Consider the following 25,854-nt stretch of genomic DNA (forward strand, 5'->3'; position numbering starts at 1 on the left):
ACCGCCCGCTCCCCGACTATAACAACCCACGTTCCGCAAACGAGGTGCCATCGCCATCGCCGATGATGATGTGATCGAGCACCCGCACATCAATTAAAGCCAGCGCATCCTTGAGCCGTCGCGTGATCTGCACATCCGCCTGACTCGGCTCGGCAACGCCGGAGGGATGGTTATGGGCAAAGATCACCGCTGCCGCTTGGGTCTCGATCACGCGCCGCACCACCTCACGCGGATGCACACTCGCGCCGTCGATGGTGCCGCGAAACAGCTCTTCATACACAATCACGCGATGGCGGGTATCGAGAAACAAGCAGGCAAAAATCTCATAGGGTGAGCCGTAGAGCCGCAGTTTGAGATACTCGCGGGTCGCTTCGGGGCTGGTGAGCACATCCTGTCCAGCTAGGCGCGTGAGCAAATAGCGGCGACTGAGTTCGAGTACCGCTTGCAGTTGTGCATATTTCGCCGTGCCCAGCCCCTTCGCGTCACAAAAACGCCGCTGATCGGCGGCCAGCAGTGGCGTCAATCCACCAAAATCACGCAACAGTTCGCGGGCCAGATCGACGGCGCTTTTGCCGGCAATGCCGGTGCGCAAAAAAATTGCCAGCAATTCCGCATCCGAGAGCGCCCCCGCGCCGCGTTCGAGCAATTTTTCACGCGGGCGTTCACCCTCGGGCCAGTCCTTGATCGACATGCGCGGTCTCCGGTGTGTTGGGTTTTTTTGAGCTTTCAGCGGCCAGCTTCCAGCCGCGATGCGGCGGCGGATCGGTTACACTTCCGGCTGCATTGTAGACCAGAATACACAATAAGATCATGGATTTGCACGCAGGTACTCGGGTGCTGCTCGGCGTCAGCGGCGGCATTGCGGCCTATAAAGCCGTGGATTTAGTGCGTCGCCTCAGCGAGCGCGGCGCAGACGTGCGCGTAATGTTGACAGATGCGGCGGCGGCCTTTGTCACACCGCTGACATTTCAAGCCGTGTCCGGTCATCCGGTGCGCACCACGCTACTTGATCCACAGGCCGAAGCCGGTATGGATCATATTGAGCTGGCGCGTTGGGCCGAGCGGCTGGTGATTGCGCCAGCGACGGCGGATGTGCTCGCACGCTTGGCCGCTGGCTTCGCAAATGATCTGTTGACAACCGTTGCCCTCGCCTGTGATGCGCCGCTCTATCTGGCACCGGCGATGAATCAAGCGATGTGGCGACATCCCGCCACCCAGCACAACGTAAACATTTTGCGGGCGCGAGGGGCGCAGGTGCTTGGGCCAGCGGTGGGCGCTCAAGCCTGCGGCGAACACGGCCCTGGGCGGATGCTGGAACCGCTGGAGATCGCTGAGGCGCTGTTGCCCCGCGCTGCCCGCGCATTAGAGGGCGCGTGCGTGCTGCTGACGGCGGGGCCGACCCGCGAACCGCTTGATCCGGTGCGGTTTTTGAGCAATCGCAGTTCGGGACAGATGGGTTTTGCACTGGCCGCAGCGTTGCGTGAACTCGGTGCTAGTGTAGTGATGATTGCTGGGCCGACGGCGCTACCCACGCCGCCAAGCGTCGAGCGTATAGATGTTGAAACAGCGTTAGAAATGTATTTAGCGGTGATGACGCGGGTGGCCGACTGTGATGTGTTTGTCGCCACCGCAGCGGTCGCTGATTATCGTCCGGTGAATGTCGCGGAGCATAAAATCAAAAAACACGCCGATGAATTTACGCTGCATTTGGTGCGCAACCCGGATATTCTCGGTGAAGTTGCTGCATTGACTGCGTCGCCGTTTACCGTTGGTTTTGCTGCTGAAACCGATCACGTCATTGACTATGCTCGCGCTAAATTGCAACACAAACAACTAAACATGATTGCCGCCAATCAGGTCGGCGGGGCGCAGGGTGGATTTGAATGCACGGATAATGCACTGACCGTGATTTGGGATGATGGTCAATGTGAATTACCAATGCAGCCTAAATCTCAGCTTGCTCGTCAATTAGCTCAATGTATTGCTGAACGGTATCAGATTTATCATGCGTCATCGTCTTGAAATCCAAATTCTTGATCCACGTTTAGGGCGGGAATTTCCGCTCCCACACTATGCCACTGAGGGCGCGGCTGGCTTAGATTTACGCGCCATGCTCGATGCGCCATTAGAACTTGTGCCCGGTGGCTGTGAATTGATTCCGGCTGGATTAGCGGTGCATATTGCTGAAGTTGGCGTAGCGGGAATGATTCTGCCGCGCTCTGGACTTGGGCATCGACATGGCATTGTGCTGGGTAATTTAGTCGGCTTGATTGACTCAGATTATCAGGGGCCGCTGATGCTGTCGTGTTGGAATCGCAGCGATCAAGCGTTCTGTATTGAAATCGGTGAGCGGATTGCGCAATTCGTTTTGGTGCCGATTCTCCATGCTGAATTAGCGATTGTGGAATCATTCACTCCATCAGCGCGAGGAGCGGGCGGATTTGGGCATACGGGGAAATATTAGCTTTTAGCTTTCAGCTTCCAGCGACCAGCCGCCAGCTTATAAGCCAGTCGCTGAAAGCTGGAGGCTGATCGCCGTCACCAGACACGAGCGTGCTATGATGCTGCTTGTTTTAGTGCTGTTTGAGACCGTCCGCCCCCATGCCAGCCTGCAATGCTCCCTATCCGGTTCTGTCTGGACGACGCTACCCACCGGGCGCGACGGTCGAGGACATCGGCGTTAATTTCTCCGTCTACAGTCGCCACGCCACCGGCGCGGAACTGCTGCTTTATGAAGCGGCGAGCAGTCCGGAGCCGTTTCAGATCATCCGCCTCGATCCGCGCACCCATCACACCTTTTTTTCTTGGCATGTCATGGTGCAGGATTTGCCGCCGGGCACGCATTACACTTGGCGTTTGGAAGGGCCAAACGATCCGCATACACACGGCTGGCGTTTTGATCCACAGGTCGAGCTTGTTGATCCCTGGGCGCGGGCGATCAATGTCGCCGACTGGGATCGCTGGCGGCGGCAGCGTCAGGGTGTGCAGCCGCATGATTCGCCGCGTGCGATGGTGCTGGCTGAAGAATACGACTGGGAGGGTGATACGCCTATTCGCTTGTCCAGCGAGCAGATGATTATTTATGAATTGCATGTCGGCGGTTTTACGCGACATCCCAGTTCCGGTGTGCAGCATCCGGGTACTTTTCTTGGTTTAATTGAAAAAATTCCCTATCTCAAAGAGCTTGGCATTACGCATGTTGAATTGATGCCGGTGATGGCATTTGATGAACAGGATGTCCCCGAAGCGGTATGGGCCGCTGGATTGCGCAATTTTTGGGGCTATAGCAGCTTTGGTTTTTTCTCACCGCATCCCGGATTTTGTGTGACGCCTGAGCGTGGAACCCATCGCCGTGAATTTCGCGATATGGTCAAGGCGCTGCATCGTGCTGGGATCGGCGTCATTCTCGATGTGGTGTTTAATCATACTAGCGAAGGCGGCGCGACTGGCCCGACGCTGAATTTTAAAGGCTTTGGCAACGAGACTTTTTATTGTCTTGATACCCTCGATAAAGGCATTTATCTCGATTTCACTGGCTGCGGCAATACGGTGAATGCCAATCATCCGCAGGTGACGAATTTTATTATTGATGCACTCGAATATTGGGTGCGCGAAATGCACGTCGATGGATTTCGTTTTGATTTGGCGAGTGCGCTGGCGCGGGATAGCGATGGTCGTCCGCTGGCTAATCCGCCGGTTTTATGGGGTATTGAATTATCCGACACGCTTGCGGCCACTAAAATTATTGCTGAGGCGTGGGATGCGGCTGGGTTATATCAGGTCGGCAGTTTTCCGGGTTATCGCTGGATGGAATGGAACGGGCGTTATCGTGATAGCGTGCGCCGTTTTGTGCGCGGTGATCGTGGTCTGGTGCCGGAAATTGCAACCCGATTGTCGGGCAGCAGTGATTTATATGAAGCGAATCTGCGTAAGCCAATTAACAGCATCAATTTTGTGACCTGTCACGATGGATTCACGCTCTGGGATTTGGTTTCCTATAATCGCAAACACAATTCGGCGAATCACGAAAACAACCGCGACGGCACTGACGATAATTTAAGCTGGAACTGTGGCACCGAGGGCGAGACGCCGAATGCTGAGGTGCTGGTACTGCGGCGGCGTCAGGCGAAGAATTTACTGACCCTATTGTTTTTAAGTCAGGGCATCCCGATGCTGCTGGCCGGTGATGAGGTGTTGCGCTCGCAGCAAGGCAATAACAACGTTTGGTGTCAAGATAACGCGCTCGGCTGGTTCGATTGGTCGCTTGTGGAACAGCAGGCGGCGATGTTGCAGTTTGTGCGCGGGCTGATTGCGCTACGTAAACGCCATCCGAATTTACAACATCGGCATTTTCTCTCCGGCCAGCCGCTGCCGGGCGGCTCCCTGCCGGATGTGGTCTGGCATGGGCTAGACCTGTACGCCCCGCCCTGGACGGATCCCGATGCGCAGATTTTGGCGTTCACGCTCGCGCCAGCCCATCCCGACGAGGCGGCGCTGCATGTGATGATTAATATGAGCGATTTTGCACTGCGCTTTGCGCTGCCCGAGATCGCTCCGGCCCGCTGGCATCTGGCACTGGATACGTCGCGCTGTGCGCCAGCGGATCTGGTGCCGCCCGCTGCGCAAAGCCCAGTTGATGATGCCCGTCAATTGGTGCGCTCGCGGAGTATTCAGGTGCTCGAAGGCCGTTTGTACACGTAATGACTGTTAGCCAAGACTGATCTTTCGCCGATCCGATGCCGCGTGTTACCCCCGATCTGTTGCCGCCCGCAACGCCACTTGTTCCGACTTTTCCGTTGAGCCATGCGGCGCGGGCGCTGACACTCTACCCCGCTGCCAGCGGTCAACTGTGTGTACAGTGGCGCTTGACGGCAGATACGTTCGTCACGCAGGGCGCACGCTTTCCGCCGACCGCAGGCGCACCACATGCGGTGTTGCGGCTTGGGCGACGGCGGATCAATGGGGACTGTGAGCCAATCCGCGAGCAGGCGTTGCAGCTCTCTGGCTTGCAGGGCAGCGGCGAGGTGTGTTTTCAGATTGACGACGATGGGGCACTATTTGAAGCCGAATTAGGGCTAACCAATGCCGACGGCGGCTGGGCATTGCTGGCGCGGTCGAATCAGTTGCAAGCGGCGTATGGACTGGGATTGGAAGCCCTGACGCATCCGCGCCCCAGTGCGCCATGCTCACGCGCAGTATCCATCGCACCAGCGGACGTGAACCCAGATGCCTGCGCTGGCGAGCCGCCTGCGGATGCGCCCCCGCTGCTGCCGGCGATCTGGGTGACAGCGATTCCGCTGCTCACCTATGCCGATCCCACACCGACGCCGAGCCGTGTTGTTATTGAAGTCGAACTGGTGATTCGCGGCTGGAGTGCGCCGAATGTCGAGCTGGATCTGTTTGGGCAGTCATATCGTGTTGGCGCGGGCGGACGCTTTCAGCTTCAGGTTAGGGTTGAAGATGCCGAACTGATCCGCCGCGCCCTCGCCTTGCATCCACTTAGTGAATCCATCCCGCCACGCTAACCGCCAACGCGACGCTATCCACCATGCACATCGCTCTGGTCAGCGCCGAATGTGCGCCCCTTGCCAAAGCCGGCGGACTCGGTGACTTCGTTCAGGGGTTAGCGGGCGAACTGGCGCGTCAAGGCGAGCGCGTCGAGGTAATCTTGCCCGCCTATGACAGTCTGCACCTGAGCGCGTTACCGACACCGCAACCGCTCGCTCTGACCCTTAAGGTACCGTTTCGTGGTTCGCTGATTGACTGTCAACTGCTCAGTCTGTCGCTCGATGGCTACGACTGTCGCCTGATTGCCCCGCACACACCGCAGCGATTTTTTCAACGGGGACGGATTTATGGCGAGCCAGACGACGCCGAACGCTTCGCCTTTTTCTCACGCGCTGTCGTCGAATATGTCACGCAGCCGACCGTGCGCCCCGATGTCTTACACTGCAACGACTGGCAAACTGGATTGATTCCGGTGTTGCTCACTGACCAAAACGCCCGACTGCCGACCTGCTACAGCTTACACAATGTCGGCTATCAAGGTTGGGTTGCGGCGGAGCTATTGGAGTGGGTGGGGTTAGATCTCGCCTATTGGCTCACCGCCGAGCGGCTCGCGGTAGCGGGTGATCCGCACCGCGCCAATTTGATGCAAGGCGGCATTGTCGCCGCTGATGTCGTCAACACCGTCTCGCCGCGTTACGCTTGGGAAATTCAGAACACTGAACAGGGCATGGGACTGCAACCGCTGTTGCACCGCCATCGCTACAAATTCGGCGGGATTCTGAATGGCATTGATGCGACGGTGTGGAATCCACTGACAGACGTTCAGATAGCGGCGCACTTTGGCCCCGAAACCCTGCCGCGCAAAGCCTTGAATCGACAGGCATTACGTGTGCGCTGTGGATTAGCTGAAACCGACACGCGCCCGATTCTGGCTGTTGTCAGCCGCTTAGATCGACAAAAAGGCGTGGACTTAATCGCGCACGGTCTCCAGCGCGGCTTAGCGTATGGAGCACAGATCGTGCTATTAGGCAGTGCGCTGGAACCGGCGATTGCCGACCGCTTCGCCGCACTTCAAACGCACTGGGCAACGCATCCGCATGTACATTTAGAACTCAGTTATGACGAGACGCTGGCGCATTTAATCTATGCCGGGGCGGATATGATCCTGATTCCCAGTCTCTATGAACCCTGTGGTTTAACGCAATTGATTGCCATGCGCTATGGCACCGTACCGATAGCGCGGCGCGTCGGTGGACTGGCCGATACGATTCAAGACGCCAATTATTCGACCGCGCCGTTTTTGGCCCGCAACGGCTACTTATTCGATGAGCCGACCCGCGAGGCACTTGATGAAGCATTAGCGCGTGCAATCACGCTATGGCGCGAACATCCAGCGTATTTTAGTCAATTACGCTTAAATGGAATGCGGGCGGATTATTCATGGCAGCAGCCAGCGCGGGCGTATCGGGCGTTGTATGAGTATGCGCTGCAAGCTCAAGTGTGCTAAACAAATTCTGCCTAAATTATTAGCTGGATAGCGCGGTAAAACAAGCGCCATCACAATCACAACGCGCACCTAAACTCCACCTCAAACCGCAGGTTTTTTCTGCGTATTCCGCGTTTTCAGCGGCAAAAAACGCGACTCAAACGCCGCCTGCGCTTTTTCTGGTGATGAATTTCCAGCTTCGTACAATAACCTGCGAAATGCGGCAAATACCCGCTGCATCGCTGCTGGTTTATAGGGATAGCGTTCTATGGGATCCATATCATGCACCACCATCGCCGGATCGACCTCAAAAATCAATAACCGCCCGTCGGGTAATTCCGCGCAATCTATCCCGAGATACTCTAATTCAAAAGCCGCTTGAATTGCCGCGAATGCCGCCGCATGACGCGGTGCAAAATCCGCTGCAAAATTCATCATCCATGCAGCTTCTTCCGCACGTTTCGCCGCATCGTTATCCATTCCAGCATTGAGATAATGAATCATCCAGTGCTCAGAAATCGCCATGTGTGACGCGAATGGTGTGCCATGTATTAACACGACGCGATATTTGCGATAACGCCCATCGGCATTGCGATAATCAACAAAGGGCGAAATAAAATAATCACGGCTTGTTTGCTGCGCCAATACGTCACGCAATGCAGCGCGAGTTGCAACCCGCTGCAACCCGCGTCCAGCGTGTGAATCGACTGGACGCACTAGCCAAGGCCCCGCGCCTAAATCAGCTAATTCAACGCCCGTTCCGCCAGCCCACGCCTCAAGCTGACCGCGCTCCACGCGCCAGGTCGGTGGCATGAGCAACCTAGGCTGTGACTGAAGCCGCTGGGCAGCGCGGTCGCGGGCAACGTCAAGAATACGGCGCGGATCATTGAGCACCGGACGTGGCCACTGACGCAGCGGTTCGGCCCAGGCTTCAAGCAGCGGGCGATTGGCGTCTGATTCGCCAATCGCTACGAATAGCACATCATGCGCGGGCACGGTCGCGGGCAACTGTGATGTGACGTAATAGAGTTCGAGGTCGATGTCACTGTTATCGAGCAGACATTCAATGGGGACATTGGCCATGATCGGCCCGGGAGCCATCAGCGCCAGCACCCGCACGCGAGCCGGCTGATGACGGGCTGGGAGTCGATAATGCCGACCCAGCGCCAAAGCCTCACGGCGTAATGCGGCGGCCAGCGCCGGTTGTTCCTGAAACTCAAACAAGATCGCCGCATCAAGCAATGCCGCGCTGTCCTGCGGATCCGTTCGCGCACACTGGAGCAGCATTTGACCCAGTGGCCGCAGATCTTCTCCGGCCAGTGTGCGCCGTAACAGTTGAGCCAGTCCGAGATAGGTATGCATGGGCGTGAATCGGCGTTGCGTTGTTCTAATCGTGTTAAGCAAAAAAACTGCCAGATCAGTATACAGCGTGAATCAGGGCACCGGCTGGCCTGTGCCGATCAACAGATTGCGCTATTTATTGCAACCTGCGTCGCCATTTTGACGACATTCCACTCCACTCCCACCCCACTTCATCCCTGATGATCACATCAGTCACAGCTTATGCTTATCATAAGATAATCTGATTATCATTATAGGCAATAAGGATTTATCCTATGTGTATATTCAAGTCACATCGACGGCAACACCATGTCGTGGCTTGAATAGCCGGTTAGCGTGCGCTGTGCGCAATGCGTTTATTTACCCTCTTGCTAGGAGAAGTCCGTGGCTCTCGACCAGTCCTCACGTTATGCCGATCTCAGCCTCAAAGAAGCCGATCTGATTGCTGGCGGTCAGCACATTTTGTGCGCCTACACCATGAAGCCCAAAGCCGGTTACGGCTATCTGGAGGCCGCTGCGCATTTTGCCGCTGAGTCCTCCACCGGCACTAACGTTGAGGTTTGCACCACAGACGATTTCACCAAAGGCGTTGATGCGCTGGTGTATGCCATCGACGAGGCGCGTGAGGAAATGCGCATCGCCTATCCGTTGGATCTGTTCGACCGCAACATGATCGACGGACGCATGATGATGGTCTCGTTCCTGACGCTGACCATTGGCAATAATCAGGGCATGGGCGACATCGAATATGCCAAGATGATCGACTTCTGGGTGCCGCCGCGTGCCATCCAGTTATTTGACGGCCCAGCGAAAGATATTTCCGATCTGTGGCGCATCCTCGGGCGTCCGGTCACGGACGGCGGTTACATCGCCGGCACCATCATCAAGCCCAAGCTGGGGCTGCGTCCCGAGCCGTTCGCGCACGCGGCCTATCAGTTCTGGCTGGGCGGTGACTTCATCAAAAATGACGAGCCGCAGGGGAATCAGACCTTCGCGCCAGTCAAACAAGTGATGCCGCTGGTCTATGACGCGATGAAGCGGGCGATGGACGAGACCGGCGAGGCCAAGCTGTTCTCCATGAACATCACCGCCGACGATCATTTTGAGATGTGCGCCCGTGCAGATTTCGCGCTCGAAACCTTTGGGCCGGATGCCGATAAGCTCGCGTTCTTAGTCGATGGCTATGTCGGCGGCCCGGGCATGGTGACGACTGCGCGGCGTCAATATCCCGGTCAGTATTTGCACTATCATCGCGCCGGTCATGGTGCGATCACCTCGCCGAGTTCCAAGCGCGGTTATACGGCATTCGTGCTGGCCAAGATGAGCCGTCTGCAAGGCGCGTCCGGTATCCATGTCGGCACCATGGGTTATGGCAAGATGGAAGGTGAGGCCGATGACAAGATCATCGCCTACATGATCGAACGTGATAGCTGTCAGGGGCCGATCTACCATCAGGACTGGTACGGGATGCGCCCGACCACGCCGATCATTTCCGGCGGCATGAACGCACTGCGTCTGCCCGGCTTCTTCCAGAATCTCGGTCACGGCAACATCATCAACACCGCTGGCGGCGGTTCTTACGGTCACATCGACTCCCCGGCTGCTGGCGCACGCTCACTGCGTCAGGCCTATGAGTGCTGGAAAGCCGGTGCTGATCCGATTGCCTTTGCCAAAGAGCACAAGGAATTTGCCCGCGCCTTCGCGTCCTTCCCGCATGATGCCGACAAGCTGTTCCCGAACTGGCGCGAGCAGCTCGGCTCGGTGGCACTGGAAGCCTAAGCGTCTCGTGCCCGCTGTGCATTAACTCGCACGGCGTTCAAACAAAAACCCCGCTCAGGCGGGGGTTTTTTGTTTTTTGTGGGTGAGCGTTCAGGTCATGCTCAGGTTCAGGTTGTACGCACGCGCCACGCCTGAAACCGTCCCCAGACAATCAACGCCAGCGCTCCAGCGATTACGCCAATCAGGGCATCGACAAGCAGCGGCGTCACCGCACTGAGCAGCGGCCCGAGTAGCGCCAGCGGCAGCAACGCGGCGGCAAGCTGTTCGCTGAGATGATGCACACTCGGCAGCGCGTGGCTGATGATGCCACCGCCGACCAAAAACATCGCCACTGTGCCGGCGACGGCTAATACTTTCATCAACACAGGGGCCGCGTGCAGCAAGATGCGGCCCAACGCCCGTTGCGCACTGGCCGGCCAATCGCTGCCAGCATGACGACTGAGCATCAAGCCCAGATCATCGAGCCGCACAATCGCCGCCACCAAACCATAGACGCCAATAGTCATGACAATCGCAATGCCAGTGAGCACCAGAATCTGCGTCAGAAAACTCGCCTGTTCGACGCTGCCGAGCGTAATCACGATAATTTCCGCCGAGAGCACAAAATCTGTCCGAATCGCGCCCTTGATTTTGTCGCGTTCTAGGGTCGCCAGATCGACCATCGGATCAGCGAGCGCGGCGGTCAATGCGGCATGATGCGCGGCCTCGGCATCACGGCTGTGCGTGAACGCATGGGCGAGCTTTTCGACCCCTTCATAACACAGATAGAGGCCGCCGAGCATCAGCAGCGGCAAAATCGCCCAAGGAGCAAGCGCACTGATAGTCAGCGCCAGCGGCACCAAAATCAGTTTATTGACCGCCGAGCCTTTCGCCACCGCCCACACCACCGGCAATTCACGGTCAGCCCGCACGCCGCGCACCTGTTCGGCATTGAGTGCCAGATCATCGCCGAGCACGCTGGCCGTTTTTTTGGCGGCGATCTTGGTCAAAATGGCCACATCATCGAGCACGGTGGCGATATCGTCGAGCAGGGCAAGCAGACTGGTGGCCATGTTTAAACCTTCTGCAAAGAGTTGACGGGCATTCGCGTCGCGTGTGTCGCAAACAGGAAGCTGAAGCTATTTGACCGCCATTCTGCACTTGTGTCGAGCACAGTGAGCGGGGACAATCACCCGCTATTTGTGCAACGCATTTGATCGAGAGCTGTGCCCATGTCTGCTGCCCAACGTTTTCTATATCCCTTAACTTTTCCACTGCGTCTCGTGCCCGGCACCCTGCATAGTCGTGCGCTGGCCGGTATCCTCAATCAGGTGATGAAAGAGGCGTTGGCTGATGGCGAGCTGGATTTTTTGGCCGGACGCTGCCTGACCATCGCGATTGATGATATTGGCGTGAGCTATCGGCTTGGGCTAGAACAGGGGCGCATTTGCGGCTATGGCACGGAGCGCGGCGCCGATGCCAGCATTGCCGGTGGCTTGCATGAGTTTTTGCTGCTGGCAGCGCGGCGTGAAGATGCTGATACGCTATTTTTTCAGCGGCGGCTGCGGATGTCGGGTGATACCGAATTAGGTTTGTATCTGAAGAACTTCTTTGATGCGTTCGAGCCGCCCGCACGCTGGGCACCGCTGATGCGCACGCTCGAACGGTTGGCTGATGTGCGACTGCTGGGGCGTCGTTAATAATCGTCTCGCCTAGTTGGTAACGAAGCGTCAGCTTCGTCACCAAATCACTTGCTGGTCACGAACCCGCAGCTTCGTGACCCAACGCCAAGCCCACCCGCACTCAATCGCGGAATTTCCGCCCTGACCCACCTGGGCCACGCTTCCCGCCATCATTGCTCTTATTGCCCGAACTCGGACGGCGTGGCGCATAGCCGTCGCGGTCGCGGCGCTGCCCATCACCACCAGCGCGGGGCGGTCTGGCATCATGCTCACGCGGGGCAGTGGTGCGCTCACCGCGACCACTCTCCCACGCACCGCCGCTCGCTGCTGCCGGTTTTTCATCCGCCGGCGCAATCCGCAATGCCTGACCGCGCACATAGACACGCTTCAGATGCTGGAATACCTCGCGTGGCATACCTTTTGGCAGATCGACGACGGAATGATCGTCATGGATGTCGATACGACCGATATAGCGCCCTTCTAGCCCCGATTCGTTGGCAATCGCGCCCACAATCTCACGCGGCGTGACGCCGTGCTGATGCCCGACTTCGATCCGATAACTGGTTAAATCGGCATCCTCATCACGGCGCGGCGGACGCTCGCCGCGTTCGGGACGTGGGCGACGCTCCTCACGATTGCCGTCGCGCTCCTCGAAACGTTCGCGGCGGGGCGGACGCTCCGACTCACGACCACGCGGCCGTTCACCGCGCTCACTGCGTTCTTCAAAACGTTTCGGTGGGCGCGGCGGATCTTCTTTCACATCGAGCGGGCGTTCGCGCTGCGTCAGATAGGCCAGCGCAGCAGCAATATCCATCATCTCAATTTCTTGTTCCTGCCCGATCCGCGCCAGCAGGCGATAGAAGAAATCTAAATCTTTTTCCGCCAGTGTTTTGCGAATCTCGCTGATAAAGCGATCAATCCGCGACTCACTGAGCGCCGCTGCCGAGGGCGGTTCCATCGCCGGAATGTGCCGCCGAATCACGCGCTCAATCGATTTTAGTAAGCCACGTTCACGCGGTTCGACTAGCAAAATCGCTCGTCCGGCCCGTCCCGCCCGTCCGGTGCGCCCGATGCGATGCACATACGCCGAGGGATCGGTCGGAATATCGTAGTTGACGACATGGCTAATGCGCTCGACATCCAGCCCGCGTGCGGCGACATCGGTGGCCACCAGCACATCAAGCTGACCCTGCTTGAGCCGCTCGACAGTGCGCTCGCGCATTTCCTGATTCATGTCGCCATTGAGCGGTTCGGCGGCGAAACCGTGCGCCTTGAGCTTGTCGGCCAGTTCGGTGGTCGCGTTCTTGGTGCGCACGAAAATCAGCAGGCCGTCAAATGGCTCCAGCTCCATGATGCGCGTGAGCGTGTCGAGCTTATGAAAACGGGTGACGATGCAGTGATGCTGGTCGATGGTATCGACTGTCTCTGAATCGGCGGCAATCTTGACCTCAACCGGATCGTTCAGCCGCGTTTGCGCCACGCGGCGGATCGCGGGCGGCATGGTCGCCGAGAACAGCGCGACCTGACGCTCGGCTGGCGCTTGATCGAAAATCCAGTCGATGTCCTCAGCAAAGCCCATGTTGAGCATCTCATCGGCTTCATCGAGCACCAGCACACGGATTGATTCCAGCGCCAGCGTGCCGCGCCGAATGTGATCCATCACCCGCCCGGGCGTGCCGACGATCACTTGCGGATTGCGCTTCAGTTGCGAGAGTTGCAGCCCGTAGCCCTGACCGCCGTAAATGGGCAGGACATTAAAGCCTTTGAGATCAGTCGCATAGCGTTGAAAGGCTTCAGCGACCTGCAACGCCAGCTCGCGGGTCGGCGTCAGCACCAGCACTTGCGGCTGGCGCAGGTCAGGATCGAGGCGACTGAGCAGCGGCAGCGCAAAGGCCGCCGTTTTGCCGGTGCCGGTCTGCGCCTGACCGAGCAGATCGCGGCCAGCAAGCAGATGCGGGATGCACTGGCTCTGGATCGCGGTCGGAGATTCGTAGCCGAGGTTTTTGACTGCGTGTGCGATCACAGGTGAAAGACCGAGCGCGTCGAAGCCGACGCTCGTTTCGTCTAAGGTATCCATGATGGTGGCCTCTCGGAGGGGAGGTAGGGCGAACCCTTGGAGAAGGCCGACCGGCCAGCCTAGAGGGGAATCGCGGAATAACCGAATATTATCGGCATAACAGCCGAGTTATACAAGGACACCCGATCAGCGCATTAACATTCCGGTGGTATCCGCACGGCGGGCGCGGCATGTTGCGCATCATCATCAGCAACAGCCGCTGGCGCGGCGGCTGGCGGCGCATCCGGTAGGTGATCGGCGACGGCAGCTACTGTCTGTGGTTCAGATAGTTGAACACCATAATTGACTTGATCGACTAACACTTCGCTGACCTCGGGCAGAATATCGGCAAATTCAACGCCGTAAATCTCCCAAATTGAAATCAGCAGCGAAGCTAAAACCGGCCCGATGAATAATCCCGGCAGCCCGAACATAACTAAACCGCCGAGGGTGCTGAAAAAAATCAGCAGCTCGTGCATTTTGGTATCTTTGCCGACGAGAATCGGGCGCAAGACATTATCTAAACTGCCGACAATTAGACCGCAAAATAAGCCGAGTACAATCGCTGTGAGCACCGCACCCTGAGCAATCAAAATCAGCACGACTGGCCCCCAGACTAATGCCGAGCCGACATTCGGAATAATCGATAAAATTGCCATCACGGTGCCCCAGAAAACGGCATTGTCAATACCGGCAACCGCAAAGGCGATTCCGGCCAAACCACCCTGTAATACGCCGATTAAAAATGATCCCTTGAGTGTGGCACGAGTAACTGAGGTGAATTTATTGAGCATTCGGCGCTCGTCACGGGTTTGGAGCGGCAGATAATAGAGCAGCTTGAGAATAAATTTTGGCCCGTCCATCAGCAAAAAGAACAGGCTATAGAGCAGAACGAAGGTTAGAAAAATAAAATTCACCGTTTTTAGGGTAATCGACGACACCCAATCGACTAATAATTTGCTAATCAGGGTTGCTGCCTGTCCCGCTTGATCGAGAATCAAACCGCGATGCTCGATCACTTCATCATAAAATGGCAGATGCTGGAGTGCGGTTAGCAAAGCAGTGGGATCGTCAATCACGCCGCGTACCCAGATGGTAATAAGCTGACTGACATCAAGCGCCTGACCAATCAGCACCGTAATCAAAAAAACCGCTGGAATCAGCACCATCACGGCAATCACGCATACCGTCAGCAAGGCAGCAAGCCATGCGCTACAGCCGAGCCGCGCTTGTAGTCGTAAATAAAACGGTCGTGCGAGGGCACTGAAAATACCCGCTAATAATAATGTCATTAAAAACGGCTGGATCATGGCGAGAAATAGCGCCGAGATCGCCAACGTCATTAACAGAATCGAGGCTTTAGTCAGGGCGTCTTGGGTCATCGCGGGCGGGCGTGGAACACGCGGTTTGGTGGGAGGCGGTAACATTCTACTGTTTTCAGCTTTTTTCAGCTTCCAGCGATCAGCGTCCAGCCGTCAGCGAACGGGCGCAGCGGAAATGCTTTAAAATCGCGCCGTTTTTGTTTTGGTTAATTGAGTGCTGCATTGATATGTTGCTTGCTTGCGACGAACCCGTTGAACACATTTTGATCGTCGGCGTCGATGAAGCCGGACGCGGCCCGCTGGCTGGCCCGGTGTGTGCGGCGGCGGTGATTCTCGATCCCGAGCGCCCGATTGCGGGCATCGGCGATTCCAAAACGCTCAGTGCTGGGCGTCGTGAGCGGTTGGAGACGTTGATTCAAGAACAGGCGCTGGCGTGGGCGGTGGCTTGGGCGAGTGTTGCGGAAATCGATCAGCTCAATATTTTGCAGGCGACGCTGTTGGCGATGCAGCGGGCGGTTGCGGCGTTGTCGATCCAGCCGACGCGGGCGTTGATTGACGGCAATCAGTGCCCGGCGTTGTCGATTCCGGCGGAGGCGATTGTCGGCGGCGATGGCGTGATTCCGGCCATCGGCGCGGCGTCGATTCTCGCCAAAGTCGCCCGCGACCGCCTGATGTGCGAACTCGATGCCGAGTGTCCGGGCTATGGCTTTGCCCAACACAAGGGCTATCCGACCCGCGCTCATCGCGAGGCGCTCGTCCGACTCGGGCCGAGTCGCTGGCATCGACGCAGTTTCGCGCCGGTGCGGGCGGTGCTGGGCCATGATTGACGATCTATTTGACCGGGCGAACCGGCCAGTGCGCCCGTTTGAATTTGATGCCGATGTCGCCCGCGTGTTTCCCGATATGGTGCGCCGTTCGGTGCCGGGCTATGCCGAGTTGGTCGGTCTCAGCGGGCTGATTGCGCGGCGTGTCGCTGGGCCGAGGGCGCGTTGCTACGATCTTGGCTGTTCATTGGGGGCGGTGACGCGCACGATTTTGCGTCAAACTGGGCCGGATGTGACGGTAATTGCGGTCGATAATGCGCCAGCGATGATTGCCGGACTGCGGACGCAATTTGCTGATAGCGATGACGCCGAGCGCGTTGTCACCCAATGCGCAGATATTCAAACTGTCCCTATAGAACAGGCCAGCTTGGTGGTACTCAATCTGACGCTGCAATTTGTCCCTATTGAATTACGGCTGGAACTGTTACAGCGCATCCGCGCTGGTTTAGTGCCGGGCGGGGCGTTGATTTTGGCGGAAAAATTTGCCGCACCTGAGGGGCGGGCGGGCGCATGGTTGACGACACTGCATGAGGATTTCAAACGCGCCAACGGCTACAGCGAGTTGGCGATTGCGCGTAAACGGGCGGCGCTTGAACAGGTGTTGATTCCCGAATCGCTCGCTACCCATGAGCAGCGACTGACTGAGGCCGGTTTTGCCGGCGCAGTGCGCTGGTTTCAAAGTCTGAATTTTGTCGCTTGGTTAGCATGGATTTAACGGATTTAACGCTATTTCAGCCATTTTTTGCGCAGCTCGCGCACACCACACTCGCGCCCTGGGTTGAGCCGTTAGCGGTCGCCGTGCGCGAGCGGCTCGCGGCGCGAACACATGGCGATCTCATGCGCTGGGAAGCAGCCTTAGCGGCGCTGCCGGATTTACCGCCAGGGCGTGTGGTGCTCGATCAAGCCGCCGTTGGTTTGCAGTCCGATCAAGTGCTTGCGCCCGCAATCGCCACCCATCTGCGGGCGACCTTGATGCAGCTACACCCGTGGCGCAAGGGGCCGTTTTGTTTCCACGATCTACACCTTGATGCCGAATGGCGCTCGGATTGGAAATGGGCGCGGCTGGCGGATGCCATTGATTCGCTAACTGGGCGCGTGGTGCTCGATGTCGGCTGTGGCAACGGCTATTACGCTTGGCGGATGCGCGGCGCGGGGGCGCGGCTGGTCATGGGCATCGACCCGACGCAATTATTTGTGTGTCAATTTCGCGCCATTCAGCACTATGTGCAGTGCCCGGAAGTCACCGTGCTACCGCTAGGCATCGAAGATCTGCCACCTAGTTTGAGCGGTTTTGATACCGTGTTTTCAATGGGGGTCTTGTCGCATCGCCGCTCGCCGCTCGATCATCTGGCCGAATTACGCACACTGCTGCGCCCGGGCGGTCAACTGGTGCTGGAAACGCTGGCGCTCGATTGCGCCGAGCAACAGGTGCTGGTGCCGCCGGATCGCTATGCACAGATGCGCAATATCTGGTTTATTCCGAGTGTCGCGGCACTGGTGGTTTGGATGAAACGACTGGGTTTTCAACAGGTTAGCGTCGTCGATGTCACGCGCACCACGATTGCCGAACAACGCGCAACCGACTGGATGCACTTTCAATCATTGCCGGATCATCTTAATCCAGCCGATCCGAGCCGCACCATTGAAGGCCATCCCGCGCCGCTGCGAGCGGTGGTGATCGGGCGGGCGTGAGCGCGGCGCACAGCGACGGATCGTATCCGCGCCTATCCGCTATACTCCAATCCAGCCCAATCTAGGGTTCAATCCTTCGCTTAAATTCGGTGCATTGAGTGTCTTTCAACAACCGCACATGAACACTCCTGAATTAAAAGTCCAGATTCAACGTCCAAATGCTCATTGGCGCGAGCGTCTTTATCGCTATTTCGTGCTGGTGCGTTTAAATCGCCCGATTGGTATTTTTTTGCTGATGTGGCCAGCACTCTGGGCACTCTGGCTTGCCGGTGCGGGACAGCCGCCCTGGTCAATTGTGTTGATTTTTGTGCTCGGCGTAGTGCTGATGCGCTCGGCTGGTTGCGCAATTAACGATTTCGCTGATCGTGGCTTTGATGGCCAGGTTGCCCGCACTAATCAACGACCATTAGCCACTGGCGAAGTCTCAGCACGCGAAGCGATTGGCGTGTTTTTAGTCTTAAGCTTGATCGCTTTTGTGCTGGTGCTGCAATTAAATTGGCAAACAGTAGCATTGAGCGTCATTGCGCTGGCGCTGACTTGGATTTATCCCTTTATGAAACGCTTTACCCATGTCCCGCAATTATTTCTCGGTGCGGCATTTGGTTGGGCGATTCCAATGGCATTTACGGCCGTGACTGGTGCTATTCCGTTTTATGCTTGGGTGTTGTTTAGTGCAACCCTGATTTGGGCACTGATTTACGACACACAGTATGCAATGGTTGATCGGGAAGATGATCTCAAAATCGGCATCAAATCAACCGCGATTTTATTTGGGCGCTGGGATCGACTGACAATCGGACTGTTACAGATAGTGATGCTGGCGCTCTTACTCTGGATCGGTGAAATCACTGAGCGCGGGCTAGTCTATCAATTCGGCTTACTAGCCGCCGCTGGATTTGCACTGTATCAGCAATATTTAATTCGCCAGCGCATACCAAAGCTGTGTTTTCAGGCGTTTCTCAATAACAATTATTTCGGCATGGCGATTTTCGTCGGATTGATTGGCGATTATGCGCTGAGTTAAAGGCGGCATGAATCATTACCCGAAGCATTCGCAGCGGTACAACAGGCGGTAAAATAGTGATGAATTGGAAATTTTGGCAACAACGCCGTGACACCATGCCAGCGCCCGGTCAACCCGATTGGGAACGTGCGCTGATTAATCGGCTTGCGGCTGAGTATTTAAATGATCAGCGTAAGCGCCGCCGCTGGGCGAATGCGTTTAAGCTGCTTATCGCGCTGTATTTGATTGGCATATTGATTGCTGCGCATACGCAAGAGCTAACTGATGCGGTTAAGGTTGGCGAGGATCATACCGCGCTAATTGAGATTAAGGGTGTCATTGCATCAGATAGCGAAGCCAGCGCCGACCGCGTGATTACGGCATTACGCGCCGCATTTGAAGCAAAACATGTCAAGGGCATTATTCTGCGAATCAATAGTCCGGGCGGGAGTCCAGTGCAGGCGGGTTATATCAATGACGAAATTAAACGGCTCAAAGATAAATATCAGCAAGAGCATGACGGCAAAGTCATGCCAGTGTATGCAGTAGCCGTTGATTTATGCGCATCAGGTGGATATTACATCGCCGTCGGTGCTGATGCGCTCTATGTCGATAAAGCCAGTTTAGTTGGTTCAATCGGCGTGCGCATTGACAGCTTTGGTTTTCAAAAAGCACTTGAAGAACTTGGTATTGAACGGCGCTTGCTGACAGCGGGAACGAATAAAGGTATTCTCGATCCATTCTCGCCGCTCGCTGAATCACAGCGGGTGTTTATTCAAAGCGTTCTTGATCGACTGCATACGCAGTTTATTGATGAAGTTAAACAGGGGCGCGGCGATAAACTCAAGGGCGGTGATGAGCTGTTTAGCGGATTATTTTGGAGCGGTCAGCAAGCGGTTGAACTGGGTTTAGCTGATGGGCTAGGTAGTTCAAGTCAGGTGGCGCGTGAGCAGATCGGTGCTGAAAAACTGGTCGAATATACCGAAAAACCCGATTTACTCGATGCTATTGCCAAGCGATTCGGCGCGTTGGTAAGCCTCGGATTGCTGGAAGGGCTGGGCATGACAACCGGATTCAATCTGCCGCATTAGTCTGTCACATTCAGCCCACAATTCATTATACTGACGGCTATGGCGCTTATTGCGTCAGCGCCGTTTGAATCGCCTCTAAATCCAATTGCTTAAAATAATCTTCAATCGGTTGGCTGTCGGTGAGCCGACGGCCTTTACCTTGAATGACTAAGCGATTGCCGACCATCAGCGAGAGTTCATATTCTTGACTATCAGCGGCGTGTTCTAACATGCCGCGATAGCCTTTGAATGAATACATCTGGGTTTCGGGATTATTCTGCATGACGAATGGCATCGCCATCGCCATCGTCAGCATTGGAATCAATGGCGAATCAGCCATTAAACTCAGCGTCACTTCTGCACCATCGGCACGTTCATAGCGTCGGCTTAAGGTGGTGCCAGTAATCATTGCCGCCATGCCGCCAGCTTGCGATTCGGGTTTATCTGCTGTCCAGCCGGTCAGCGGTTCAGGCAACAGCTTGACTAAATTCGCAGCCATCTGTTCCTGAATTTTGGATACAGCAAAATTCAGCGTTTCAATTGCCGTGCGCAATTCACCAGCTTCATAAGCTTTACGCGCAGCGGCGATTTCGTCACTGATTGCATCAGCGTGCAGCGAACCAGCGAAACAGAGGCTGATAGCCAGTGCGGGAATATGAATAAATTTCAGCATTTTAAATGGTCTGTTTAGTTAGGTGGATGGGTGGGTGAGAAAATGCGGCTGGATGCTGATAGCTGGCAGCTTCACAGTCAAAGCTTAAATTCCTGTCGGATTCGCGCTTGAATTTTCCGCGCTTGCTTAAAGGCTTCTTTGAGCATCAGCCGATGTAATTCATTTAATCACAACGTAGAAATCCACGCCCTCAGGGCGTGGTCAGAGTTCAACGGCTTTGCCAGTTGAACGGCTCATTTGGTACTCCTGTGTCGTTGTCCCCACAACGCCCAAACAGGAGTCACCTAATGAGCCGATTCAAGAAGTTATCACATGCCATTTGGCACTGTCAGTACCATATTGTCTGGGTGCCGAAGTATCGTTTCCGCATTCTGACGGGGCGCGTCGCCGAGGAAGTCGCCCGCTGCATCCGGACGTTCTCCGAGCAGCAGAAAGCGGAAGTCATTGAGTTGAACGTTCAAATTGACCATGTGCATCTGTTGGTCATGGTGCCACCCAAGGTGGCGATTTCGGACTTTGTTGGGACCGTCAAAGGGCGCACAGCGATTCGGGTCTTCAACAAATTCCGTGAACTCAAGCAAAAACCCTATCGGGGCAACCACTTCTGGGCGCGCGGTTACTGCGTTGATACCGTGGGCCTGGACGCGGAGAAGATACGCGCGTATGTGCTGTATCAGGAGCGTCGCGAGAAACGGGCTGAACAGCTCAAGCTAGACGTCTAACAGTCCACCAATCAATGTGGGGGCAACAGCCTTGCCTCCTCAGGGGGCAAGGCAATTTAGCCCCTTTTAGGGGCTAACTCAATTCCACCCGCTCTGCGGGTGGATTCTTTAATTGTTCGGGATCAACGCGATTGACAGCATCACGATCTGGGTTTTGAAGCTGCTGGGCAATGCGAAAGCCTTGAATGAGATGAAAAGATTCAATCTCGGCGGCAAGCTCTTCAGCTTGACGCTGCCGCGCTTGCCCCACTGCCCGCAGGCGCTCGGCGGTATTGGTTGCCCACACACCTTCTGCCAGCGCCCATAAACGCGCCGCATCCATAAAAAAGCGTGCGCCCTGTAATTTTAAATCGAGCGTGTGCGGATAATCGCGGTTGCGGTCGAAGCTGAATTGACCAGCCCAACCAAGCGGTGGGCTGATTTCCAAACTTTGGGCGGCGAGTGCGTGCAAAAAACGCGGATGTTTTGGGGCTTCACGTACAAGCCAAGCGCGTAACTGATCGACCGGCTCTTGATTACCATAGAGCGGACGAAAATCACAAAAAATCGTGCTCCGTAAAACGGCTTCGGGATCGGGGATCTGTAACCAATCCATAAAACGCTGCCGCCATTCTGCCGCGCTTAAACAGCATTCAGGATTGCTGGCCATTATTTCGCCGCGACACTGCTCAAAACCGCATTGATGCAGCGCCTCATTGACTGCCTGTGCAAAGGGGATAAAACACTCACGGAGCGATTGGGTATTCACGGCATTGGGCGGTACGAATAGTAGCCCATTATCTTGATCGGTGGCAAAGGTTTGCTCTAAGCGACCTTCTGAGCCGAATACCATCCAGCACCAGGGTACGGCGGGCAAATCAAATTCATCCTCGATCAATTCAATGATGCGCATGACAATTAAATCATTGAGACCCGACATCCATTGACACAATGATTCAGCGCCCATTCCCGCACGAAATAATTCCGCGCCGCGCCGCCGCACCGCATCAACGGCCAACATCATCGCCCGCAGATCGCGGGCGCGGCTGATGCTGGCAATCAACGCCTCGGCGCCGCCCGCTTTCAGTCCCAATAGATCGGCCTGTGTAACCAGACCAAACAGGCGGCCATCGGTTTCGGTGAGAATCAGATGCCGAGCACCGCGCTTGGCCATTGTGACTTTGGCACGATGCGCCGACGCATCGGCGGTGAGCGTCAAGGGTGCGCCGAGCATGTGATTGGCGATGGGATCATCGAGATCGGCGTGCTCGAAGCTGACTACATGCAGCATATCGCGCAGCGTGACCAAGCCGAGCGGCAAGCCGCTGGCGCTGTCGGCGATCACGGCGGCGTCTTCTTCGTCCTGACTGAAGCGGTAGAGCACCTCGCGCACCGGCGTCGCCGGCGTGACGACGAGCGGTTCGTGCCGAGCTAGAGTGCGCAGTGGGGCGGGTTCGGTTCCGCTATCGGCGATGGTCACATCACGCAGTTCCATTGGTCAGCGCCTCGTGTGCGTGCAGGTCGTGCTTGGAGAATGATTGAGTATGCGTGATTGAGCTGGAAGCTGGTTGCTAATAGCTGGACGCTAACAGCTAATTTAAATCTTCCAACACCAGTAATTCTTTGACTTTATCGACTAATTCGCGGGTCGAAAATGGTTTGGGCATATATGCATTCGCGCCCAATGTCAGCCCTTTTTCACGTTCAGCTTCACGGCCTTTAGCGGTCAGCATTAATACGCGGGTTTGCGCTAATTCCGCATCAGCGCGAATGGCCGCTAAGACCGAAAATCCGTCGAGCTTGGGCATCATGACATCGAGCACGACTAAATCGGGCCGCTGCGCACGCACGGCGAGCAATCCGGCCTCGCCATCGCGGGCGACATGGACTTCATGGCCCTCGCGCATCATTAAAAATTCCAGTGAGATGACGATATTGGGTTCGTCGTCAACGATTAGGATGCGCTTGCTCATGGGTCAGTGCCTGAAGCCTAAGAATCGGGGAGGTGAGCGGGCAGCTCAAAGCAAAGGTTAGCACCTTTTTCGGGCATGTTTTCCGCCCAAATGTGTCCGCCGAAATGTTCGATGATTTGGCGGCTGATCGGCAGTCCCAGCCCCGTGCCTGAAGGCTTGGCATCGCCGATAAGACTTTGGCGGAATTTCTCAAAAATCAGCTCCAGCGCCGCTTCGGGAATCCCTGGGCCGTTGTCGGCGACCGTGACGCGCCAACCATTGGCCACCCGCGCCAACGTGATGATGATGCAGCCGGTTTCCGGCGGGGCGAACTTCGCCGCATTGCCAAGCAGATTTTCCAGCACCTGCACCAGCCGATCGCGATCCGCCCACACCAGCGCCGGTTCGGGTGGCAGATCGAGCTGAAGCTGAATCTGCCGATCACGCAGCAGTTGCCCAGTAACGGCTACGGCCTGTTCAATCACTTCATGCAGCGGCACGCTTTCGGTGCGCCAATCAGCGTGCCCAGACTCGATTTTAGCCAGATCGAGCACCTGATTGACCAGCCGTGACAGGCGCTCGGTTTCGCTGACCAGAATCGAGAGAAATTGCTTGCGCTGGGCTAAATGCAGCTTGGGATCGTCGTGCAAAATTTCTGAAAAAGCGCGAATTGACGCCAAAGGCGTGCGCAATTCATGCGTGACTGACGACATAAAATCATCTTTCAGTCGGTCGAGTTCTTGCAGTCGCTCATTGGCCGCCCGCAGTTCAGCCGTCGCTGCTTCCAACGCCCGCGATTTTTGCTCAAGTTGCTGGCTATAGGCGCGAATTTGCGAGGCTTCATCGAGAATATCGAGCACCTCGTCGAGTCCCAATTCTTCCTCTTGCGTCACCGACGCGACCATTAACCGCGCCGAAGCACTGCCAATCGCGCCCGCCAGCAGGGTTTCAGCAAAATCGACGGTTTCAGCATCAGCGGGCAGCGCGTCGAACGTCGGCACGCCACGCCACCGCGCATAGCGATCAAAGGCGGCGCGAGTGCGAATCACGCCCAAAAATCGCTCGGCCAGCGCCAAGAGTTCGCGGATATCAGCCTGACCGCGCCACAGCGCACGACTAGCGCGACGTGGATAGCGCAGGGCATCGACAAACTGCCGCGCTTGCGCCGCTTCGAGCGCATTCGGTGCCCGCCACGCCGAAACCAGCAAAAACGCGCCGATATTAGCCGTCAAACTCCAAAACAACCCATGCGTGATTTCATTCCAGCCGCTCAAACCAAAGAGCGCGAGCGGTGCCAACCAATCAATTCCACCCGGCCCAGAAATCATAAAGGACGCGGGGAGCCAACCGGATTTCGCAAATGAAGGCAGCAGCAGCGTATAAGCCCAAAGTAAAAAGCCAACAATCAATCCGGCAAGCGCCGCATTCCGGGTACCGCCGCGCCAATACAATCCACCAATCACTGCAGGTGCAAATTGCGCCACCGCCACAAAGCTAATCAACCCAATACCAATCAGCGCATGCGCATCACCAGCGAGCCGATAATAGAGATAGCCTAGAATTAAAATCAGCACAATTGCGGCACGGCGCACCGCTAATAACAGGCGTCCTAATTCAGCGGGCGGTTGATGATGTCGCCACACGCGCATTAACACCGGCAACACTAAATCATTACTCACCATCGTCGAGAGCGCAATTGTCTCGACAATCACCATGCCGGTCGCCGCTGATAAGCCACCGATAAATACCAGCAGCGCCAAGCCTGGGCGCTCAAATGCCATCGGCAATGTGAGCATAAAGGTATCGGCATCAACCGCGCCATCGGGAAATGTCAAGCGACCGGCTAATGCAATCGGAATCACGAAAAGATTGATCAGCAATAAATAAAGCGGAAATAACCAGATCGCCCGTCGAATATGGCGCTCATCGCTGATTTCCACCACGGCAACCTGAAATTGACGCGGCAATAATACGACCGCTAATCCTGCTAAAAAACTAATTGCCAGCCAATCCGCCATCGGTGCGAGACTGGGTTGCAGCAAGGGATTAAGCGATGCGGTATGCGCTAAATCGACACTGGCATTTCCGAGATCAAGCGCATCGAATCCGTATAATCCCAGCGTAATCACCAAACCAAGGGTTAAAAAAGCGATTAGCTTGATCATTGACTCAAATGCAATCGCGGCCACTAATCCCTCGTGGCGCTCACTCATATCTAGTTGTCGCGTGCCGAATAGCAACGTAAAAGCGGCCAGCAATAACGCGATAATAAAGGCTGAATCATGCCAGAGCGGTAAATCGGTCGGGGCGGGCATCCGCACTTCGGGATAATGACGGAGAATCTCAAAACTCCAAGCAATCGCTTTGAGCTGCAACGCAATATAAGGCACCACACCGACCACAGCGATGATTGTCACCAGCCCGCCGAGTAATTGGCTTTTGCCATAACGCGATGCAATAAAATCAGCAATCGACGTAATGCGGGCGCTTTTAGCTACACGGGTCATTTTGAGCAGCACGGATCCCCAAAGCAGTGCGATCAAAGTCGGCCCGAGATAAATCGGCAAAAAACCAATGCCAGTTTCAGCAGCTTGCCCGACGCTGCCATAAAATGTCCAAGCTGTGCAATAAACAGCGAGTGAGAGTGCATACACTGTCGGATGCGCAATCACCGAACGCCCAGCATCAGCGCGGCGATCCGCCCAATGCGCAATCGCAAAAAGTAGTCCGAGATAGGCAAAGGCAACGGCAATAATCAGCGCACCGGAAATCATAATTGGCGCTGC

Annotated in this window: 23 protein-coding genes; 13 read left to right on the forward strand and 10 right to left on the reverse strand. The window is 56.1% G+C overall.

Translation table 11 applies throughout. The annotated features are described in order from the left end of the window. Window positions 1-16: 16 nt before the first annotated feature. Window positions 17-691, reverse strand: a complete 675-nt coding sequence (radC, locus tag BLW10_RS06585; RefSeq protein WP_091333277.1) for a RadC family protein — start codon at window positions 689-691, stop codon at window positions 17-19. Beyond that, window positions 663-812 (reverse strand): hypothetical protein, encoded by a 150-nt coding sequence (locus BLW10_RS13970; protein ID WP_177169007.1) that lies wholly within the window; start codon window positions 810-812, stop codon window positions 663-665. Before BLW10_RS13970 ends, radC begins: the two co-directional genes overlap by 29 nt. Here BLW10_RS13970 and coaBC point away from each other — a divergent pair. The 5 genes from coaBC (at window position 811) to BLW10_RS06610 (ending at window position 7,015) form a co-directional block, all read left to right on the forward strand. After that, on the forward strand, window positions 811-2,022 hold the full coding sequence (gene coaBC / locus BLW10_RS06590; protein WP_091333279.1) for a bifunctional phosphopantothenoylcysteine decarboxylase/phosphopantothenate--cysteine ligase CoaBC: 1,212 nt from the start codon (window positions 811-813) through the stop codon (window positions 2,020-2,022). The two genes, BLW10_RS13970 and coaBC, sit on opposite strands and share 2 nt — an antisense overlap. Beyond that, window positions 2,006-2,464, forward strand: coding sequence for a dUTP diphosphatase (gene dut / locus BLW10_RS06595; RefSeq protein ID WP_091333281.1), 459 nt, complete (start codon window positions 2,006-2,008; stop codon window positions 2,462-2,464). The genes coaBC and dut overlap by 17 nt, the downstream gene beginning before the upstream one ends. Window positions 2,465-2,601: 137 nt before the next feature. Then, the gene (gene glgX, locus BLW10_RS06600) at window positions 2,602-4,701 is read left to right on the forward strand and encodes a glycogen debranching protein GlgX (RefSeq protein ID WP_091333283.1); all 2,100 of its coding nucleotides are present in this window, start codon (window positions 2,602-2,604) and stop codon (window positions 4,699-4,701) included. Between the two features lie 35 nt (window positions 4,702-4,736). Next, window positions 4,737-5,525, forward strand: coding sequence for a hypothetical protein (locus tag BLW10_RS06605; protein ID WP_091333286.1), 789 nt, complete (start codon window positions 4,737-4,739; stop codon window positions 5,523-5,525). Window positions 5,526-5,548: 23 nt separating this feature from the next. Then, window positions 5,549-7,015 carry a glycogen synthase gene (locus tag BLW10_RS06610; RefSeq protein ID WP_091333288.1) on the forward strand — a complete coding sequence of 489 codons (1,467 nt, stop codon included), beginning with the start codon at window positions 5,549-5,551 and terminating at the stop codon, window positions 7,013-7,015. A gap of 81 nt (window positions 7,016-7,096) precedes the next feature. Here the strand turns inward: BLW10_RS06610 and BLW10_RS06615 are convergent, their stop codons facing one another. Further along, on the reverse strand, window positions 7,097-8,356 hold the full coding sequence (locus BLW10_RS06615; protein WP_177169008.1) for an ATP-grasp domain-containing protein: 1,260 nt from the start codon (window positions 8,354-8,356) through the stop codon (window positions 7,097-7,099). A 363-nt stretch (window positions 8,357-8,719) separates the two neighbouring features. On the opposite strand from BLW10_RS06615, the gene BLW10_RS06620 reads away from it, so the two are divergent. Continuing rightward, a complete protein-coding gene (locus BLW10_RS06620) occupies window positions 8,720-10,114 on the forward strand; it encodes a ribulose-bisphosphate carboxylase (RefSeq protein ID WP_091333290.1) in 1,395 nt (464 codons plus the stop codon). A 107-nt stretch (window positions 10,115-10,221) separates the two neighbouring features. Here the strand turns inward: BLW10_RS06620 and BLW10_RS06625 are convergent, their stop codons facing one another. After that, window positions 10,222-11,166 (reverse strand): DUF808 domain-containing protein, encoded by a 945-nt coding sequence (locus BLW10_RS06625; RefSeq protein ID WP_091333292.1) that lies wholly within the window; start codon window positions 11,164-11,166, stop codon window positions 10,222-10,224. 159 nt (window positions 11,167-11,325) lie between these two features. Between BLW10_RS06625 and ubiT the strand changes: the two genes are divergently transcribed. Continuing rightward, window positions 11,326-11,793 (forward strand): ubiquinone anaerobic biosynthesis accessory factor UbiT, encoded by a 468-nt coding sequence (gene ubiT, locus BLW10_RS06630; RefSeq protein ID WP_091333293.1) that lies wholly within the window; start codon window positions 11,326-11,328, stop codon window positions 11,791-11,793. A 103-nt stretch (window positions 11,794-11,896) separates the two neighbouring features. On the opposite strand, the gene BLW10_RS06635 is transcribed toward ubiT, so the two are convergent. After that, window positions 11,897-13,852, reverse strand: a complete 1,956-nt coding sequence (locus BLW10_RS06635; RefSeq protein ID WP_091333295.1) for a DEAD/DEAH box helicase — start codon at window positions 13,850-13,852, stop codon at window positions 11,897-11,899. A 134-nt stretch (window positions 13,853-13,986) separates the two neighbouring features. Further along, window positions 13,987-15,213 (reverse strand): AI-2E family transporter, encoded by a 1,227-nt coding sequence (locus BLW10_RS06640; RefSeq protein WP_091333348.1) that lies wholly within the window; start codon window positions 15,211-15,213, stop codon window positions 13,987-13,989. Between the two features lie 167 nt (window positions 15,214-15,380). On the opposite strand from BLW10_RS06640, the gene rnhB reads away from it, so the two are divergent. The 5 genes from rnhB to BLW10_RS06665 all read left to right on the forward strand — a co-directional run bounded on the left by rnhB (window position 15,381) and on the right by BLW10_RS06665 (window position 19,763). Further along, window positions 15,381-15,980, forward strand: a complete 600-nt coding sequence (rnhB, locus tag BLW10_RS06645) for a ribonuclease HII (protein WP_091333350.1) — start codon at window positions 15,381-15,383, stop codon at window positions 15,978-15,980. Beyond that, the gene (gene cmoA / locus BLW10_RS06650; RefSeq protein WP_091333297.1) at window positions 15,973-16,692 is read left to right on the forward strand and encodes a carboxy-S-adenosyl-L-methionine synthase CmoA; all 720 of its coding nucleotides are present in this window, start codon (window positions 15,973-15,975) and stop codon (window positions 16,690-16,692) included. The genes rnhB and cmoA overlap by 8 nt, the downstream gene beginning before the upstream one ends. Next, on the forward strand, window positions 16,683-17,669 hold the full coding sequence (cmoB, locus tag BLW10_RS06655) for a tRNA 5-methoxyuridine(34)/uridine 5-oxyacetic acid(34) synthase CmoB (RefSeq protein ID WP_091333299.1): 987 nt from the start codon (window positions 16,683-16,685) through the stop codon (window positions 17,667-17,669). Before cmoA ends, cmoB begins: the two co-directional genes overlap by 10 nt. A 118-nt stretch (window positions 17,670-17,787) precedes the next feature. Next, the gene (gene ubiA / locus BLW10_RS06660; protein WP_091333301.1) at window positions 17,788-18,693 is read left to right on the forward strand and encodes a 4-hydroxybenzoate octaprenyltransferase; all 906 of its coding nucleotides are present in this window, start codon (window positions 17,788-17,790) and stop codon (window positions 18,691-18,693) included. Between the two features lie 59 nt (window positions 18,694-18,752). Continuing rightward, a complete protein-coding gene (locus BLW10_RS06665) occupies window positions 18,753-19,763 on the forward strand; it encodes a S49 family peptidase (protein ID WP_091333303.1) in 1,011 nt (336 codons plus the stop codon). Between the two features lie 46 nt (window positions 19,764-19,809). Here the strand turns inward: BLW10_RS06665 and BLW10_RS06670 are convergent, their stop codons facing one another. After that, complete coding sequence (locus BLW10_RS06670; RefSeq protein ID WP_091333305.1) at window positions 19,810-20,415, reverse strand: hypothetical protein; 606 nt, start codon at window positions 20,413-20,415, stop codon at window positions 19,810-19,812. 287 nt (window positions 20,416-20,702) lie between these two features. Here BLW10_RS06670 and tnpA point away from each other — a divergent pair, with 287 nt between their 5' ends. Further along, window positions 20,703-21,137 (forward strand): IS200/IS605 family transposase, encoded by a 435-nt coding sequence (gene tnpA, locus BLW10_RS06675; RefSeq protein WP_091333307.1) that lies wholly within the window; start codon window positions 20,703-20,705, stop codon window positions 21,135-21,137. Window positions 21,138-21,210: 73 nt separating this feature from the next. Here tnpA and BLW10_RS06680 read toward each other — a convergent pair whose 3' ends face one another. The 3 genes from BLW10_RS06680 to BLW10_RS06690 form a co-directional block, all read right to left on the reverse strand. After that, window positions 21,211-22,611: a DUF294 nucleotidyltransferase-like domain-containing protein gene (locus BLW10_RS06680; protein ID WP_091333309.1), complete on the reverse strand. Its 1,401-nt coding sequence runs from the start codon at window positions 22,609-22,611 to the stop codon at window positions 21,211-21,213. 97 nt (window positions 22,612-22,708) lie between these two features. Further along, entirely contained in the window at window positions 22,709-23,089 is a 381-nt protein-coding gene (locus BLW10_RS06685; RefSeq protein WP_091333311.1) for a response regulator transcription factor, read from the reverse strand. A gap of 17 nt (window positions 23,090-23,106) precedes the next feature. After that, on the reverse strand, window positions 23,107-25,842 hold the full coding sequence (locus tag BLW10_RS06690) for an ATP-binding protein (RefSeq protein ID WP_091333313.1): 2,736 nt from the start codon (window positions 25,840-25,842) through the stop codon (window positions 23,107-23,109). Between the last annotated feature and the right edge of the window lie 12 nt (window positions 25,843-25,854).

It is taken from the genome of Allochromatium warmingii (genome assembly GCF_900107145.1).
Lineage (GTDB): Bacteria > Pseudomonadota > Gammaproteobacteria > Chromatiales > Chromatiaceae > Thermochromatium > Thermochromatium warmingii.